13 protein-coding genes are annotated in these 17,550 nt (G+C 65.1%); 2 read left to right on the top strand and 11 right to left on the bottom strand.

What is annotated here, in order from left to right; genetic code table 11:
• Positions 1–142: 142 nt before the first annotated feature.
• Positions 143–1,015, bottom strand: coding sequence for an NAD(P)-dependent oxidoreductase (locus CHB90_RS00720; protein WP_089275899.1), 873 nt, complete (start codon positions 1,013–1,015; stop codon positions 143–145).
• Positions 1,016–1,117: 102 nt separating this feature from the next.
• Here CHB90_RS00720 and CHB90_RS00725 point away from each other — a divergent pair, with 102 nt between their 5' ends.
• Positions 1,118–3,583 (top strand): penicillin acylase family protein, encoded by a 2,466-nt coding sequence (locus CHB90_RS00725; RefSeq protein WP_089275900.1) that lies wholly within the window; start codon positions 1,118–1,120, stop codon positions 3,581–3,583.
• Positions 3,580–4,476, top strand: coding sequence for an aminoglycoside phosphotransferase family protein (locus CHB90_RS00730; RefSeq protein WP_089275901.1), 897 nt, complete (start codon positions 3,580–3,582; stop codon positions 4,474–4,476). The genes CHB90_RS00725 and CHB90_RS00730 overlap by 4 nt, the downstream gene beginning before the upstream one ends.
• A gap of 10 nt (positions 4,477–4,486) precedes the next feature.
• Here the strand turns inward: CHB90_RS00730 and hflX are convergent, their stop codons facing one another.
• The 10 genes from hflX to dusB form a co-directional block, all read right to left on the bottom strand.
• On the bottom strand, positions 4,487–5,749 hold the full coding sequence (gene hflX, locus CHB90_RS00735; RefSeq protein WP_089275902.1) for a GTPase HflX: 1,263 nt from the start codon (positions 5,747–5,749) through the stop codon (positions 4,487–4,489).
• A 17-nt stretch (positions 5,750–5,766) separates the two neighbouring features.
• Positions 5,767–6,006 carry an RNA chaperone Hfq gene (gene hfq, locus CHB90_RS00740; RefSeq protein WP_023849333.1) on the bottom strand — a complete coding sequence of 80 codons (240 nt, stop codon included), beginning with the start codon at positions 6,004–6,006 and terminating at the stop codon, positions 5,767–5,769.
• A gap of 136 nt (positions 6,007–6,142) precedes the next feature.
• The gene (locus tag CHB90_RS00745) at positions 6,143–7,651 is read right to left on the bottom strand and encodes a TrkH family potassium uptake protein (protein ID WP_089275903.1); all 1,509 of its coding nucleotides are present in this window, start codon (positions 7,649–7,651) and stop codon (positions 6,143–6,145) included.
• Between the two features lie 69 nt (positions 7,652–7,720).
• The gene (trkA, locus tag CHB90_RS00750) at positions 7,721–9,097 is read right to left on the bottom strand and encodes a Trk system potassium transporter TrkA (protein WP_089275904.1); all 1,377 of its coding nucleotides are present in this window, start codon (positions 9,095–9,097) and stop codon (positions 7,721–7,723) included.
• Positions 9,098–9,597: 500 nt separating this feature from the next.
• Positions 9,598–10,233 (bottom strand): hypothetical protein, encoded by a 636-nt coding sequence (locus tag CHB90_RS00755; RefSeq protein ID WP_089275905.1) that lies wholly within the window; start codon positions 10,231–10,233, stop codon positions 9,598–9,600.
• A gap of 15 nt (positions 10,234–10,248) precedes the next feature.
• Complete coding sequence (gene ntrX, locus CHB90_RS00760; RefSeq protein ID WP_089275906.1) at positions 10,249–11,664, bottom strand: nitrogen assimilation response regulator NtrX; 1,416 nt, start codon at positions 11,662–11,664, stop codon at positions 10,249–10,251.
• Between the two features lie 24 nt (positions 11,665–11,688).
• On the bottom strand, positions 11,689–13,947 hold the full coding sequence (locus CHB90_RS00765; protein ID WP_089275907.1) for a sensor histidine kinase NtrY-like: 2,259 nt from the start codon (positions 13,945–13,947) through the stop codon (positions 11,689–11,691).
• A gap of 131 nt (positions 13,948–14,078) precedes the next feature.
• Positions 14,079–15,449, bottom strand: a complete 1,371-nt coding sequence (locus CHB90_RS00770; protein ID WP_089275908.1) for a response regulator — start codon at positions 15,447–15,449, stop codon at positions 14,079–14,081.
• Positions 15,450–16,532, bottom strand: coding sequence for a two-component system sensor histidine kinase NtrB (locus tag CHB90_RS00775; RefSeq protein ID WP_089275909.1), 1,083 nt, complete (start codon positions 16,530–16,532; stop codon positions 15,450–15,452). It abuts the gene before it with no gap.
• A complete protein-coding gene (dusB, locus tag CHB90_RS00780; RefSeq protein WP_089275910.1) occupies positions 16,532–17,512 on the bottom strand; it encodes a tRNA dihydrouridine synthase DusB in 981 nt (326 codons plus the stop codon). Before dusB ends, CHB90_RS00775 begins: the two co-directional genes overlap by 1 nt.
• Positions 17,513–17,550: the final 38 nt, after the last annotated feature.

The following is a 17,550-nucleotide window of genomic DNA, read 5'->3' on the forward strand; positions in this document are numbered from 1 at the left end:
AAATTGGGCGCCTGACTGCCTTTGACGTCGCGTCTGGAGCGGCCTCTGACGTGTCCTCTGGCGTGGCGTCGCCACGCCCTGTGCGCGCCGCCCGGACAGACGGCGCGCACAAGGTAGCGGGCAGTGGGCAGCGCGCTGAGGGTCAGCCCATGGCCCGCAGGCGTTTGATCAGGCTGGAGGTGTCCCAGCGCCCGCCGCCCAGTTTCTGCACGTCCTTGTAGAACTGATCCACAAGCGCGGTGACGGGCAGCGAGGCACCGACCTCATCCGCGGTGCGCAGGCAGATGTTGAGATCCTTGCGCATCCAGTCAACGGCAAAGCCGTGTTCGAATTCATCCGCGATCATCGTCTTGTAACGGTTGACCATCTGCCACGACCCGGCCGCACCGCCGCCGATCACATCGACCACCGCCGCCCCGTCCAGACCGGCCTTTTCGGCAAAGTGCAGCCCCTCTGACAGGCCCTGCACCAGACCGGCAATACAGATCTGGTTGACCATCTTGGTCAACTGGCCTGCGCCCGACTCTCCCAGACGGCGGCACATCTTGGCATAGGCAGTCATCACCGGCTCTGCCGCGTCATAGACCGGCGCATCGCCGCCACACATGATCACAAGCTGGCCATTTTCCGCCCCTGCCTGCCCGCCGGACACCGGCGCATCGACAAAGGACAGACCCGCCTTGGCGGCCTCGGCATACAGCTCTGCGGTGACCTGCGCCGACACGGTGGTGTGATCGACAAATGTGGCCCCCTGCCCCATGCCGGCAAAGGCGCCGTCCGCGCCGGTGCAAACACCGCGCAGATCATCGTCATTGCCCACGCAGGCCATGATAAATTCGGCCCCCTGCGCCGCCTCACGCGGGGTTGCCGCATGGGCTCCGCCATGTTCGGCCACCCATTTTTCGGCTTTGGCGGTGGTGCGGTTGTAGACGGTCACGTCATGTCCGGCCTTGGCCAGATGCCCTGCCATGGGATAGCCCATAACGCCCAGACCCAGAAATGCGACTTTTGCCATTGATCTCTCCCTCATCGGACCAGCCCGCCTGCCCTTGGCAAGCCCGGGCTGGCAAGTTAATCCCGGTGCATTCTGACCTACCCCAACTGGACGGAGAGGGAAATGGCGCTGATGTTTCGATGGCTGTTGCGACTGGCCAGTCTGGCTGTGGCGCTGATCGTCATCGGCGTCTTGCTGTCCTACTATCTCGCGTCGCGGTCACTGCCCGACTACGACAAGACCCTGTCGGTCTCTGGCATCACCGCCGACATCGAGATCGTGCGCGACAATTCAGCGGTGCCGCATATCATGGCGCTGTCGGACCGCGACGCGTTTTTCGGGCTGGGCTATGCCCATGCGCAGGACCGGCTGTGGCAGTTGATGGTGATGCGGCGCACGGCACAGGGGCGGTTATCGGAAATCTTTGGCCGCCGGACGCTGCGCACCGACACGCTGCTGCGGCGGCTGGACATCTACAGCGCGGCCAAAGCCTCTGTCGCGCATCAGGACGCCCGCACGCTGGACGCGCTGGAGGCCTATGCCGCCGGGATCAACGCCCGCATCGGTGAGATCAACATGCAGAGCCTTGGGCGCGGCGCACCCGAGTTTTTCCTGTTCTCGGCAGAGATCGCGCCGTGGCAACCGGCGGATTCTCTGGCGATCATCAAGCTGATGGCGCTGCAATTGTCGGGCCATATCGGCGATGAGGTGCTGCGGGCGCGCACCTCCTTGTTGCTGGGAGACGAGGCGCGGCTGTCTGATATCCTGCCCGACATGCCGGGCACCGGCGTGGCGGCGCTGCCCCGCGTTGCGCAGTTGTTGCCGGGGGCGGGCACGCAACACGCGCAGGCGCGCACCATTGGCGGGGATTTCCTGTGGCCGGTGCCGCGGCGCGGACTGGCGGGCGCGTCCAACGTCTGGGCCGCAGCAGCGGACCGCTCTGCCTCACGCGGGACGCTGCTGGCCAATGACCCGCATCTGGGGTTCACCGCGCCCTCGACCTGGTATCTGGCACGGATGGAGCTGCAGTCCGGCGGCGTCATCGGCGCGTCGATCCCCGGCATCCCGGCGCTGATGGTGGGCCGGTCACGGCAGCTGGCCTGGGGGATAACCTCCTCATACCTGGACGATCAGGATCTGTTTTTCGAAGAGATCAACCCTGACAACCGCGACGAATACCGCACGCCGGACGGGTTCAAACCGTTTGAGAGGCGGCAATCCATCATCCGCATCAAGGATGAGCCGCCGGTCACGCTGACCCTGCTGTGGACCGACAACGGGCCGGTGCTGCCCGCCTCGCAGTTCGACCTGGACAAGATCACCCCGCCCGGCCATCTGGTGACGCTGTCGTGGACGGCGCTGTCGGATGAGGACACCTCTGCCTCGGCTGCAGTGGGGTTGATGATGGCGGGGTCGGTCGAGGAAGGGATGCAGATCTCGCGCCTCTATGTGGCGCCGTCGCAGAACCTGACCATGATCGACGGGCAGACCGTCGCGATGAAACTGGTGGGTGCGATGCCGCGCCGTGATCCCGCGCACGAAAGCCTGGGTCGGCTGCCGTCGCGCGGTTGGATCGCCACCAATCGCTGGGACGGGCTGCTGCCCTATTCGTCGAACCCCGAGTTCCTGGCCCCCGAGGGCGGGATTGTCGGCAATACCAACAACAAGATGATCGACCGCCCGTTTCCGAACCACGTCAGTTTCGAATGGGGCGACAGCCAGCGGGTGCAGCGCTGGACCAGCGTTATGCAGGGCCGCAAGGTACACACCCGCGACAGCTTCATCGAGGCGCAGCTGGACACCGTCTCGCCCGCCGCGCGCACGCTGTTGCCGCTGATCGGCCGCGATCTGTGGTTCACCGGAGAGGCGGCGGCGCAGGGCACCCCCGCCCGTCAGCGCCAGCGCGCGCTGGCGCTGCTGGCCGACTGGAACGGCGAGATGAACGAACATCTGCCAGAGCCGCTGATCTATGCCGCCTGGCTGCGCGCACTGCAGGACCGGCTGATCCGTGACGATCTGGGACCGCTGGCCGAAGGGTTCGACCATGTGGAGCCGCTGTTCATCGAGCGGGTCTATCGCGACGTGGACGGGGCCAGCGTCTGGTGTGACGTGATCCGCTCTGCCGTGGTGGAAACCTGTAGCGACGTTGCGCGGCTGGCGCTGGACGATGCGCTGGTTTGGATTGACGAAGAGTTCGGCAGCTCGCTGGAATCGCTGCGCTGGGGCGATGCCCATGCCGCCACGCACCGCCATCCGGTGTTGGGCGAGGTGCCGATCCTGCGGTACTTCGTGAACGTCCGGCAGGAAACGTCGGGCGGCGACCACACCTTGATGCGCGGGCGCACGTCGGGACAGGATCCCGATCCTTTTGCCAATGTGCATGGGGCGGGCTATCGCGGGGTCTATGATTTCGCCGACCCGGACAGTTCGGTCTTTATCTTGGCGACTGGACAGTCGGGGCACCCGCTGTCGCGCCACTACGACGATCTGGGCCAGCTGTGGCGGCGGGGTGAATACCTGCCGATGTCGCTGGATATCGGGCTGGCGCGCGCTGCCTCTGTCGGGATCACACGTCTGGTCAAGCCATGAGCCTGACTGCCGAGGCCGCACGGGCCTCGGCCATAAAGGCGCTGGCACATCATGGCGGCGGTTCAGAGCCGCGCGCCGCCCGGCCCGGTGGCGGTGCGGCACATCTGTTTGCCACAGACACCCCCGAGGGGCCGATCCTGATCAAGGTCTGGGCCGATGCCGATCGCGCGGCGCGGCAGGCACGGCGTCAAACACAGGTGGCGCGGGTGTTGAACGCCGGGGACTGTCGCGCGCCCAAGGTTTTGTTTTTCGATGAACCCTGCCGGGCGATGGCCATGCCAACAGTCAACGGCACCGATCTTGCCGCGCTTTGGCGGGCGGGCCGGGAGGATGTGCCGGGCCTCTCAGGGCAGTGGCTGGCGGCCTTTCACGGCCTGACCCGTCGCCCCTGCCCGTTTGACCCGACGGGCCAGGTCAACTGGCTGTCGCGGCTGGTGGCGGCGGCGCTTGACGGGCAACGGGCCATTCCCGATCCCGCAGGCTTTGCCAAGGTCGCGCGGGGCGTGCAGGCGATGGCGGATGGTGTCAGCGGATGCGCCTCTGCCCGCGCGGTCACGCACCGCGACATGACCCTGTCCAACCTGATGCTGGACGTGGACGGCACAATCTGGGGGTTGGATTTCGAGAACACCCGCGTCGATGAACCGTTGCGCGATGTCTTTACGCTGGCGCTGGACCTGATGACGCTGGGCGCGCAAGACGGCAAGGACGCCGTGGCAAGGCTGGTCCGCAGGTATGGTGACGGCGACTCTGATCCGGCGGTCCGGCTGTTCCTGCAACGCTGTTTCTGTCTCTGGGTCTGGGCCAATACGCCGGCCACCCCGTCAGCGCGGCAGTTGCACCGGTTGGAGGTGGCCGAAGACCTGTTGCACAGGGATGATCCGGTGATCTGAGGCGGGGGCCTCAGTCCTTGTCCATCGCCTCGAACTGCGCGCGGTCGCGCGCCGACCATTTGACAGAGATGTGAAAGCCGTCCTCTTCCTGACGCTCTTGCTCGACCAGGGATTTTTCGAACAGCCAGGCACGCTTGCGCCCTTCGTCAAAGCCCAGCACCAGATCGTCGCGCAGCCGTTCACCGTCGACCGCCTCGGTCACCGCCTCAAGGAAGTTGCCCAGCCCCTCGCCCGTCAGGGCCGACACCGCATGTACGGCAGGATCGCGCGCCGCGCGCTGGCGCACCGCCTCGATGTCGTCCGGCGTCAGCCGGTCGAGCTTGTTCCACAACTCGATCTGGGTGGTCTCTTCATCCACCCCAAGGCTTTCGAGGATGGTGCGGACGTCTTTGGCCTGCTCCTCGGACTCGGGGTGAGAAATATCACGCACATGCACCACCACATCCGCCGCCAGCACCTCTTCGAGCGTGGCGCGGAAGGCGGCGACCAGTTCGGTCGGCAGGTCGCTGATGAAACCAACCGTGTCGGACAGGATCACATCCGCCCCGGTGGACAAACGAACCGCCCGCATCGTCGGGTCCAGCGTGGCAAAGAGCATGTCCTTGGCCATCACATCGGCCCCGGTCAAGCGATTGAACAGGGTGGATTTTCCGGCGTTGGTATAGCCCACCAGCGCGACAATCGGATAGGGCACCTTTGCACGCGCCTTGCGGTGCAATTCGCGGGTGCGCACCACCTTGTCCAACTGGCGGCGCAGGCGCACCAGCTGTTCATCGATGGCGCGTCTGTCGGCCTCGATCTGGGTTTCCCCCGGACCCCCGACAAAGCCCAATCCGCCACGCTGCCGTTCAAGGTGGGTCCAGGCCCGGACAAGGCGGGTGCGCTGATAGCTGAGATGCGCCATCTCGACCTGCAACACACCTTCGCGGGTGGCGGCGCGGTCCGAAAAGATCTCAAGGATCAGGCCGGTCCGGTCCAGCAGTTTGACCTTCCACGTCTTTTCCAGATTGCGCTGTTGCACCGGGGTCACCGGGCCGTCGACCAGCACCAATTCGATCTCTTGCGCCTCAAACAGGGCGCGCAGCTCCTCGATCTTGCCGGAGCCGAACAGAGCGCCCGCATGGGGGCGCGGCAGCGGCACGATGGTTTCACCCACGACCTCTAGCCCCGGCAGGGCATGTGCCAGCGACACGGCCTCATCCAAGGCCATCCGGGCGTTGCGCCGGTCCTTGTCGTTCTTGATATCGGGATGCAGGACCCAGGCGCGGGTCACTGGTGCTGCGTGTTCCTTCACGCGTCCCCTTCGCCGTCATACAGATTGATCGGCTGGCTGGGCATGATGGTCGAAATCGCATGTTTATAGACAAGCTGTGATTGCCCGTCGCGACGCAACAGAACGCAGAAATTGTCAAACCAGGTGATGACTCCCTGGAGTTTGACGCCGTTGATCAGAAAGACTGTCACCGGCACCTTGGTTTTGCGAACGTGATTAAGAAATGCGTCCTGCAGGTTCTGTCTGTCAGAAGCCATTGAATTGCCTTTGTTCTTGCCGGGCCCGCGCGCCGGGCCGCCCTCGTTTTGCCAAGTATGGTATGCCCGTGCCGGAGTTTCCAGCCGAAAATCCGGGAATTTGGTCAGCGCCTGTTCGACTCATGTTTGCGCGCAACTATTCCCGCCACAGGTCCGGGCTGATCATGACGATGATCGCCAGCAATTCCAGCCGCCCCAGCACCATGGCGCCGCACAGGATCAACTGCGCGTCCCAACGCATTGCGGCAAGGTCGATGGCCCCCGCCGGGGCCGCCGCAATAAGTGGGCCGGTGTTTGACAATGTGGCGATGGTCAGCACGATGGCGCGTTCGAAATCGACGCCGTAGATCCCCAGAATCATGGTCAGCGCCGCCAGCGTGACCGCAAAGAACATGAAGAAGACCCAGGCGATAAAGGTCCCCTCGCGGCGAATCCGCCGCCCCATCGGCCCGGCGCTTCCGACCGAATGCGGATGGACCAGCCGTTCGATCTCACGCTTGCCGTTCAGGTACAGCGCATAGACGCGCATCAGCTTGACCCCGCCCGCCGTGGTGGCCACGCCGCCGCCCACCAGCGCCAGACCCATCAGGATGATGCCCGGCGTCGGCAGGCCGGACCAGCCCTGCGCCGTCTCCCAATCGCCGCTGACAAACCCGGTGGTGGTCAGAAAGGACGCGGCGGTGAACAGCCCGCCCCACAACGCGCGCAGCCCGGCGATCCAGTTCTGTTCCTCGCCCACCTCGAACGAGGCGACCCAGTGGCGCAGGAACAGCAGCAACGGCACCGAGACGACGATGATCAGGCCCAGCCGGAATTCCGGGTCGAAATACAGGCCTCGCTCTTGCCGGGTGTCGGCCGAAAAGGTCATCCGCGACAGGGCGAAGAAGAAAAAGCAGAACAGCACCATCTCGCCACCCAACCCGCTGGGTGCGGCCCCCACCCCCGACAGCGGCGTGATCCCCGAGGTCGACATGACCGACATCGCATGGCTCAGCGCCACCAAGGGCGGATCGCCCGCCACCAGCAACATCACGGTCAGCGCCAGCGTCAGCCCGGCATAGATCGGAAACAGCGTCTCGGCGCTGCGCATCAGGCGCTGGCTGGGCGCGGTGGGGCCGGAATTCATCGCGCCCTCGGCCATGGACTGGCCCGGCTCGCCGCTGGCGGTCACCTCAAAGCCACCCAGCGCCAGCGGCGCAAGGATAGCCGAGGCGGCGATCCACATCACCAGCCCTCCCATCCAGCCGACCTGCACCCGCCACAGATGTTCCGGCCCCGACAGCCGGGCGGCGTCAAACAGCGTGGCCCCGGTGGTGGTGAAAGAGGACACCATTTCGAAATAGGCGCTGCCAAAGCCGGTGTTGCGCACCGCCTCATGGAACGGCACCGCAAACATCAACGGCAGAAAAACGAAGCCCGCCGCCAGCGCCACCAGTTGCCGCAGCGCGCTTTCGTTGTGGCGCTGGTTGCCCAGCGCCAGCGCCACCAGCGCGGTCATGATCAACCCCAGCAAGGCGCCATAGAAAAAGGTCCGTGCGTCGTGGAAATCCTCGATCGCATAGGCAAAGGCCGCGGGCAGCAGCATCGAGGCCGCCCCCAATCCCGTCATCAACAGAAACAGCGGCATCCGGGCAATGGCGTTCATCGCGTGCCCCTCGCCAAAAGGCCGGGCATCGCAGAAGCGGCCGCAATGGCCCCCTGCCCGGACATGCCCCTAGAAGAAGTCAATCGAGACCTGCAACAGCCGTTCGACCTCTGCCACGTCCCCGGTCAGGGCAAAGATCACGATCTGGTCGCCTTCCTCGATGCGCAAGGAGCCGGTCGGCTTGACCACCTTGTCGCCCTTGCGGACCGCCCCCACCAGCACACCTTCGGGGAAATCGATCTCACGGATCAGGCTGCCTGCAATGGGTGAGGTCGACATGACCTCGGCCTCGATCACCTCGGCCTCGGCGTCGCCGATGGAATAGACCTGACTGACGCGGCCATGGCGGATGTGGCGCAGGATCGAACTGACGGTGGTGGAGCGCGGATTGATGTAGGCGTCGATGCCCAGCGGTTCCATCAGCGGCACCAGCGTGGGGTCGTTGATCAGCGCAATCACCATGGGGCAGCCGGCGGCCTTGGCGCGCACGGCGGCCAGCAGGTTCACCTTGTCATCATCGGTCACGCACAGCGCCGCATCGGCCCGCGCCACCCCGGCCTCGACCAGCAGACCGGCGTCCAGACCGTCGCCATGCAGCACGATGGTACGCTCCAGTTCCTCGGCGGCGCGTTCGGCGTTCTTGCGGTTGCGCTCGATCATCTTGGCGCGAATGCGGGTCTTGCCCGCCTCCAGCGCACGGGCCACAGACAGGCCGACATTGCCGCCGCCGACAATCACCACCCGCTCCTGCTTGCGATGGGCCTTGCCGAAAATCTCCATCGTGCGCTGCACGTCCTCGGAATGCACCACGACGTAACAACTGTCGCCCACGAACAGCTGATCACCCGACTCCGGCGCAAAAAGCTGCCCCTCGCGGCGCACCCCCACCACAACAGAGCGCAGCGTCGAAAACAGATCGGTCAACTGCCGCAAAGGCGTGTTCACGATCGGACAGCCCTCATCAATGGACAGGCCCATCAGCTGGGTCTTGCCATTCAGAAAGGTCTCCGTGTCAAAGGCGGCCGGCGCGGCCAGCCGCTGCAACGCGGCCTCGGCCACCTCGCGTTCCGGGCTGATCACCACGTCAATGGGCAGGTGATCGCGCCGGTACAGATCCGAATAGATCGCCGTCAGATAGCTTTCGGCACGCAGGCGAGCAATCTTGCGCGGGACCGCAAACACCGAATGCGCCACCTGACAGGTCACCATGTTGACCTCATCGGAATAGGTCGCGGCAATCACCATGTCCGCATCCCGCGCCCCGGCCTTTTCCAGCACGTCGGGATAGGAGGCAAAACCGGCAATGCCCTGCACGTCCAGCGTATCGGTGGCGCGGCGCACAAGATCGGGATTGTTGTCCACAACCGTGACGTCGTTCCGCTCTCCCGAGAGGTGACGGGCAATCTGCCAGCCGACCTGACCTGCCCCGCAAATGATGACCTTCATGCGTTCTTGAGCCCGCCCCTGCGCCGCGTCCCGGCTTCAGCCTCCTTCCCTGACATGCAGGCGCGGCGCCGTCAACGGGCAGCCACGCGCCGCACACCTGTCCAATCGGGCCCAATCCGGTGCAAACTCTGTCCCACCACCCCAAACCCCGCGCCAGATGCTCGCCGCCAACCCGGGCGCGCCTTTGCCCCCACACCGCCAGCCTGTTCCCCGGAGCCATCTCTCGCTTGATGCCGATAAGAGACGCCCGGCGGCGGGGGACAAGGGGGCGCAGCCCCGCGCTTGCGCGGCTTGCCCTTGTGGCCCGTCGCCGGGTGGCTCAGGCAGCAAAAAAAGCGAGCGATGGGTCCGGGGGAACAGGCGGGTCTGTTCACGGGTGAATCGCGAAGCGGCAAACGCGCCGTCAGGCGCGACACGGCAGGGTCGGCGGGCGGGCGATGTCGCGGCCCGCAGGGGCCGGGACGAGTCCCGCACGACGACCCGCGCCGGAATCCCCGGCGCTAAAACCCGTCGCGCCGCGCGCGACGCGCCCGCTTCATGGCAAAGACCTCGGCGCGCGGCACCCAGCGATACTTGGGATCCTCAACGACCCGTCCGAACCACAACCGCCCCTGCCCCTGGCGCCAGGGGTCCAGCACAAGCCCGGTGTTCATCGCCGCCCCACGGGTCGAGACGATCACCGTGGAATGTTCGATCCTCAGGTTGTCGGCATTGGCGATGGCGCGATGCAAGCTGAGGCTCTGCAAGCCCTCCTGTCGCAACCGCGCCTCAAGATCTTCTGCCCAGTGTTTGCACAGACCGCGCGGCTTGACCCCGGTGTTGACAGCGATGTTGTGGATCAGTGGCGGGTCCACCGCATCCCAGTCGCGCGCCCAGTTCAGAGGTTCGATCACCGCGATCCGCGCCACAGCCGCCGCCTCATCGGCCGCAACCTCCGGTCCCAGCGCCAGAACCGCCCGCTCTACCGCCGCGATCTTGGCGGACTGGCCTTCTGGCCCGGCGGCAAAGGACAGTTCAGCGCTTTCATCTGGCCCAACGTCTGGCCCGCCACCCGGCCTGTCGCTCGGGATTGGCGCTGCGCAGCCCGCAAGGGCAAGACCCGTCAACACCAGCGCGCCGCGTCGCGTCACAGTCATGGCGTGCCCTCCGCGTCAGGTCGCTTCGGAAAAACTGCCATCCACCCGCGCAATCCGCGCGCCGGATTTGGCCGAGGTCACAACCCCCAGCGACTTCAGCTTGCGGTGCAGGGCCGAGCGTTCCATCCCGACAAAGGACGCTGTCCGCGAGATATTGCCGCCAAACCGGTTGATCTGGGTCAGCAGGTATTCGCGTTCAAACGCCTCACGCGCCTCGCGCAGCGGCAGGGTCGCCAGCGTGCCCGACAGCACGACGCGGTCCTCTGCGCCTTCACCCGGCGCGCTGTCCTGCGGCAATTCGCGAGCCTCGATCGGGCCGGTGCCATCGCCCAGGATCAGCACCCGTTCGACCAGGTTCTTGAGCTGGCGGACGTTGCCGGGCCATGTCATCGTCTGCATCAGGGCCACCGCCTCTTCGGTCATCTGCCGCAGCGGCAGGCCCTGGGCGCGATTGCACTGTTCGATGAAATGATCCGCCAGCACCGGAATATCCTCACGCCGTTCCGCCAGCGAGGGCACGGCGATCGGCACCACGTTCAGCCGGTGATACAGTTCCTCGCGGAACCGGCCTGCGGCAATTTCCGTCTGCAAGTCGCGGTTGGTGGAGGAAATCACCCGCAGGTCGACGCGCACCTTGTCGTTGCCGCCGACGCGGGTGAATTGCTGATCGACCAGCACGCGCAGGATCTTGGACTGGGTGCCGTTGGGCATGTCGGCGACCTCGTCGAAATAGACCACCCCGCCATGCGCCTGTTCCAGCAACCCCGGTTCGACCCCGCGCTTGGCGGTTTCGCGGCCAAACAGCATTGCCTCCATCATCTCGGGTTCCACACCGGCGCAGTTCACCGTCACGAACGGCGCCTTGGCGCGGTTCGACTGGGCGTGGACATAGCGTGCGGCCACTTCCTTGCCCGCCCCCGCCGGGCCGGTCAGCATCACCCGACCGTTCGATTTGGTCACCTTGTCCAACTGGCTGATCAGGGCGCGGTAGGCCGCGCTGTCGCCGATCATCTCTGCCGATTTCACCTCACCGCGTTTCAGCTGGGTGTTCTCGCGGCGCAGCAGGGACGCCTCCATCGCGCGGCGGATCACCACCAGAAGCTGGTCGATGTTGAACGGCTTTTCGATGAAATCGTAGGCCCCCTGCTTGATCGCCGCCACCGCGATCTCGATGTTGCCATGACCGGAGATGATCACCACCGGGATGTCGGGGTTATCGCGCTTGACGGTCTTGAGGATGTCGATCCCGTCCATCTTGCTGTCCTTCAGCCAGATGTCGAGGATCAGCAGGGCGGGCGGTTCGGCGTTGATTTCGGTCATCGCCTCCTGGCTGTTGCCTGCAAGGCGGGTCGCATAGCCTTCGTCCTCAAGGATATCCCCGATCAGTTCGCGGATGTCGCGCTCATCGTCGACAATCAGGATGTCACTCATCTCTGCCCTCTCATTCCCTGGTACTCACACACCTTCCAAAGCATCGGCGCGGTGCGCCTCTGCTGTCCGGTTCAGCGGCAGTCGAATGACTGCCATGGCGCCCGTGCGGGCGCCCTCGGCAAAGGCTGGCGCGTCGTCCAGCGTCAGCGTTCCGCCGTGTTCCTCGATGATCTTCTTGACGATGGGCAGGCCCAGGCCGGTGCCCTTGTCCCGCGTCGTCACATAAGGCTCGAACAGCCGCGCCCGATCTTCGGGCAGGCCGATGCCGTTGTCCATGATACGGATCTCGGCGCGGCCATCCTCGGCCACCTTGGCCGTGACGCGGATTTCAGGCTGGTGGCCCTCTGGCGCACCAAGTTCCTGAAGCGTTTCAATCGCCTCACCCGCGTTCTTGATCAGGTTCAACAGCGCCTGTCCGCCGATCATGTCGGCATCCAGATCCGCCCACATCGGGTCATCGGGGATCTGCATGTCGAACCGCACCCCCGGCTGGCCGGTTTCCTGCAACAGCACCGCCTCGCGCAGCAGCGCGCCCAGATCCTCTGGCTTGCGGTTGGGTTCCGGCATCCGGGCAAACTCGGAAAACTCATCCACGATGCGTTTGAGCGTCTCTGTCTGGCGCACAATACGGTCCGTCAGATCACTGACCTTGTCGGTGTCGCGCTCTTCCAGCTTGCCGGCAAAGCTGCGCTTGATCCGTTCGGCGGACAGCTTGATCGGGGTCAGCGGGTTCTTGATCTCATGCGCGATGCGCCGCGCGACATCGCCCCAGGCCGCCATGCGCTGCGCGCTGACCAGATCGGTCACATCATCAAAGGCAATCACATAGCCCTCTAGCGAGCGGTCTTTGCGCCGCCGGGTCGACAGCCGCACCAGCAGGTGTTCCAGCCGCCCCTCGCGGCTGACCTTGATCTCTTGCTGCGCCGTCTCCAGCCCGTCCTGCCGCAGCCGGTCGAACAAGGCGCCAAATTCCGGCACCGCCACCGTCATCGGCACCGAGCGGTGGGTTTCATGCCAGCCCAGCAGACGTTCGGCAGACCGGTTCACAAAGGTTACCTTGCCCTCGGCGTCCAGCCCCACAACCCCGGAGGTGACAGAGGACAGCACGGAATCGAACAGACGTTGGCGGCGTTCGATCTGACGAGTGTTTTCCAACAGCGTCTCGCGCTGCGCCTTTAGCTGGCGGGTCATCTGGTTGAAGTAGCGCCCCAGCATCGAGATTTCGTCGTCGCCCTCTTCTTCCTGCACCTGCACGTCCAGATCGCCGGAGCCGACCAGTTGCGCCGCGCCGGTCAACCGCCCGACCGGGCGGCTGAGCCGCTCGGCGAACCACAGGCCCGCCCAGGTCGCCGCAAGGATCAGAAGCAACGCAAAACCAAGGTAGAGCAACGCAAAGTCAAACAGCTGCCTGCCCCGCTCTGTCTCTTGTTGCTGGTAAAAGCGCGCGGTTTCCTGCGTCTCATCCAGCAGGTTGAGGATCTGCCCGTCGACCTGACGGCTGACGTAAAGATAGCGGTCGGCAAAGGCCCCCAGCGGCAACAGCGCGCGGACCTCATTGTTGTCCCAGTCGGGAATGACGGTCAGACCCTCTGCATCGGCGCGCAGGAAATCCGCCGAGGCGGGTTGTTCGAAATCGAACAGATAAGACCGTTCGCCCCGCGCGCGAATGTCGCCTTCGCTGTTGATCACATAGGCCTCGCGCAGGCCGCGCTGGATCTGGGCCTGCCCCTGGCTGAGGATCTGCCGCAACTCGCCGTCGTCCATGGCAAAGCTGCGGCGGCGGTTTTCATCCAGAAAGGCACCCAGCGCGCGGGCATCCTGTACCAGCCCCGCGCGGGTTTCGGCCTCATAGGCCTCTGCCGCGGCAAGCGAGGCACCGACCACGTTCTGCACCCGGCTGGAAAACCACGTCTCAAGCCCGATATTGATGGTCAGCACGGCAAAGACCGCCACGGTCACGGTCGGCAGCAGCGCCATCATGGCAAAGGCCGCCGTCAGCCGCAGGTGCAGGCGCGATCCCGCCGATTGCGCCCGTCGGTCGGCGATCATGCGCGCCACGCGGGCCAGAACCAGCGCCGCAAGCAGCAGGACGTAGACCAGATCGGCCAACAGGACGAGTCGCAGGCTGAACGCCGTCGCGCCTTGGTCCAGCGGCCCCAGCACCATGAAAGTGGCAATGGCCAGCACGGGCCCCAGCGCCACCAGCAACAGGGTGACGACGTTCTGAAAAAGCCGTGTCCGCCGCAGACGCGTGAACAGCGCCCAGGTCGGAGACCGGAACATGGTGCGTGCCCGCGTGGCCACAGCCAACCCTCGTTAATGTGCCGTCTCTGGTGGACCAGACGACGGCAACCGCCAAATTTTGTGACCTTCTCACCACGCCGAGGCGGCGGGGTCACACATATGTGGCTCTTTTACATCAACTTGCGGCGGCGTGTCACGCGAATATCAAGGTCGGTGATCTTCTTGCGCAAAGTATTGCGATTGATGCCGAGTAGATCGGCGCATTTCGCCTGATTGCCGCCCGTGGCCTCCAGCGCGATCTCGATCAGTGGCGCCTCGACCTCGCGCAGGATGCGGCCATACAGACCCGGCGGCGGTAGCATCGCGCCATGCAGGTCAAAGTATCGACGCAGGTGGCGGCCGACGCTTTCGCCCAGCTTGTCGCTGTCGCCGCCGCGCAGCGCCGGGCCGGTCTCGGGCTGGTTGCCCAGCACGGCCTCGACCTCGGCGCGGGTGATTTCCTCGGCGCGGCTGGTCAGGCTGAGACGGCGCACCGCGTTTTCCAGCTGGCGCACGTTGCCGGGCCAGGAATAGACCCGGAACAGATCCGCCGCCCCCTCAGAGAGCCAGCGTTTCGGCGCGCCTTCACGTTCGGCCCGATTGAGAAAATGTTCGGCCAACAGCGGAATATCCTCGACCCGTTCGCGCAGGCTGGGCACGGCAATCGCCGCCCCGTCCAGCCGGTAGAACAGATCCTGCCGTACCTTGCCGTTCTCGATCAGCGATTGCGGGTCATGCTGCGACGAGGCCAGAAACCGCGGCACATGATCGCCGGGCACATCCATCATGCGCACGATCCGGGCCTGAATCTCATCGGAAATGTCGGCGATCTCATCAATCAGCAGCGTGCCGCCCCGGACCCGTGCCAGGACCCGCGCCGGACCGTCCAGATCGGCCAGATCAGAGCTGTTGACCGTCACAAACGGCAGCGTCCGCCGGTCGCTGAAATCATGCAGTGCGCGGGCGATCAGCGATTTTCCGGTGCCGCTTTCGCCGGTGATCAGAACCGGCAGGTCGGTGTTCATCACCCGCGCCACCAAACGGTACAGCCCCTGCATGGCGGGCGTCTTGCCCACCAGCGGCAGCTCATCCGGCTCATCCGCGCCCACCACCGGCTCTTCGCGCTTGGGCGTGCGGTTGCGGTTCTCCAGCGCCCGCGCGGTGCGCTTCATCAGGTCCGGCAGGTCAAACGGCTTGGGCAGATAGTCATAGGCCTCGGCCTCGGCCGCCTGGATCGCCGTCATGATCGTGTTTTGTGCCGAAATCACGATCACCGGCAGACCGGGGCGGTCTTCGGCGATCTTGGGCAGCATTTCCAACCCGTTGCCATCGGGCATGACCACGTCGGAAATCACCACGTCGCCCTTGCCCTCGGCCACCCAGCGCATCAGCGTCGTCAGGCTGGAGGTGGCGTGCACCTTGCATCCGGCGCGGGTCAGGGCCTGCGTCAGAACCGTGCGGATCGTGCGGTCATCATCCGCAACCAGAACTGTACCATCCATTTATGTGCTCTCCTTTGGCGCCGCAGGTGCGCGCGGCAGCGATATGCGAAACACCGTCCGCCCCGGGACGCTGTCGACCGAAATCCATCCGTCGTGGTCGGATATGATCTTGCTCACCAGGGCGAGGCCCAGGCCGGTGCCGTTTTCCTTGCCCGACACGAAGGGATCAAAGATATCGCCCTTGATGTCCGGCGGCAGGCCGGGGCCGTCGTCGATGATCTCGACCTGCAGCGGCAGGGTCTGACCCGATCCGTCAGCCCGGCGCAGGCGAAAGCTGTGTTCATAGAAGGTGTGCAGGCGGATCGTTCCCCCCTCCCGTGGGTCTGCCGCCTCCGATGCGTTCTTGATCAGGTTCAGGATCACCTGCAAAAGCTGGTCAGGATCGCCAAGCGCCATGGGCAACGAGGGATCGTAATCCTCGATGATCTTCATATGGGCGCCGAACCCCAGCAAAGAGGAGCGGCGCGCGCGGTCCAGAACGTCGTGTATATTGACCTCACGCCGTTCGGGGGCCGACAGGTTTCCGAACTGTTCGACCTGCTCCAGCAGCTTGACGATACGGCGAGTCTCGACCACGATAAGGTCTGTTAATTCAAGATCTTCCGGCCCAAGGCTCATGCTGATGAGCTGCGCGGCCCCGGCGATGCCCGCCAGTGGGTTCTTGATCTCATGGGCCAGCATTTCCGCCATGCCGATGGCCGACTTGGCCGCCGATTTGACTGAATGGCTCTGCGTCATACGCCCGGCAAGTTCACGCGGGCTGATCAACATGATCATCCAGCCCGGCCTGCCCGTCAGAGGTGAAATTTGCAGATTGCAGACCAGCGGCGCGCGGCTGCCGGTGCCGACATCCACGTCATTCACAAACAGCGGTGTGCCCTGGTCGCGGGCGCGGGCAAAGCTTTCCTCCAGCGGCGCATCCACCGCCAGCCTGTCCCAGATCGGCTGGCCGGTCAGCCACTTGGCCGAGTTGTTCATGAACCCTTCGGCGGCCGGGTTCAGATCGCCAATCAGATCGTTTTCGTCGATCAGGATGGCCGGGACCGGCAGCGACGACCAGATATTGCTGTCCTGTTCGTCCATCACGCGGCCTCCGCCCCGGCGCCAAGCGCCTCTGGCAGCAAGTGCAGGACGGCGCGCGGATCGCGTTCGGTCAGCAGGCGTTTGCGCAGCGTCGGCGGCGTGTTGGCGGCATCCATGTACCAACCCAGATGTTTGCGCGCGACCCGGTTGCCCAGCGTGGCCCCGTAAAAGTCCAGCATGGCCTCATAGTGGCCACAGACCATGTCGATCAGCGCGCGACCCCTTGGCACATCCGGCTTTGGCGCGCCGTACAGGGCATGCGCCACCTGCGCCAACCGCCACGGGGCCCCTTGTGCGCCACGTCCGATCATCACACCGTCCGCCCCGGACAGACGCAGCGCATCGGTCGCTGAGGCCGAATCAACGACATCTCCGTTTGCAATTACAGGCACTTGCACAGCGCTCTTCACCTCATTTATGGCGGCCCAATTGGCCGCTCCCTTGTAAAACTGACAGCGCGTGCGGCCGTGAATGACGATCATCCGGACGCCTGCTCCTTCGGCCCTGCGCGCCAGATCCGGCGCGTTCAAACAGTCCACGTCCCAGCCCAGCCGGGTCTTCAGCGTCACCGGCAGATCCACAGCGGCCACCACCGCCTCTATCAGGCGCAGCGCGTGATCCGGTGCGCGCATCAGCGCCGACCCGGACCAGCCGCCGGTCACCTTCTTGGCCGGGCAGCCCATGTTGATGTCGATCACCCGCGCGCCCATGTCGGCCACCCGGCGCGCCGCCTCTGCCATTGGCCCCGCCTCCCGACCCGAGATCTGGACCGAGGTATTCTCGATCTGCGCGCCAAGCTCGGCCTTTTCACGCGTGCCAGGGCGCGCTGTCAGAAACTCGCCGCTGGCGATCATCTCGGACACGACAAGACCAGCGCCAAAGCGCGAAACCAGCGTGCGAAACGGCAGATCGGTGATTCCCGCCAGCGGCGCCAGCAAAACGGGGTCCGTGATCCGCCGATCTCCAAGATCAAAGCCCAAATGCCCAGTCCTTGTGCAATGGCGAGTGTGTGTCCTCT

The organism is Antarctobacter heliothermus, assembly GCF_900188425.1.
GTDB classification, from domain to species: domain Bacteria; phylum Pseudomonadota; class Alphaproteobacteria; order Rhodobacterales; family Rhodobacteraceae; genus Antarctobacter; species Antarctobacter heliothermus.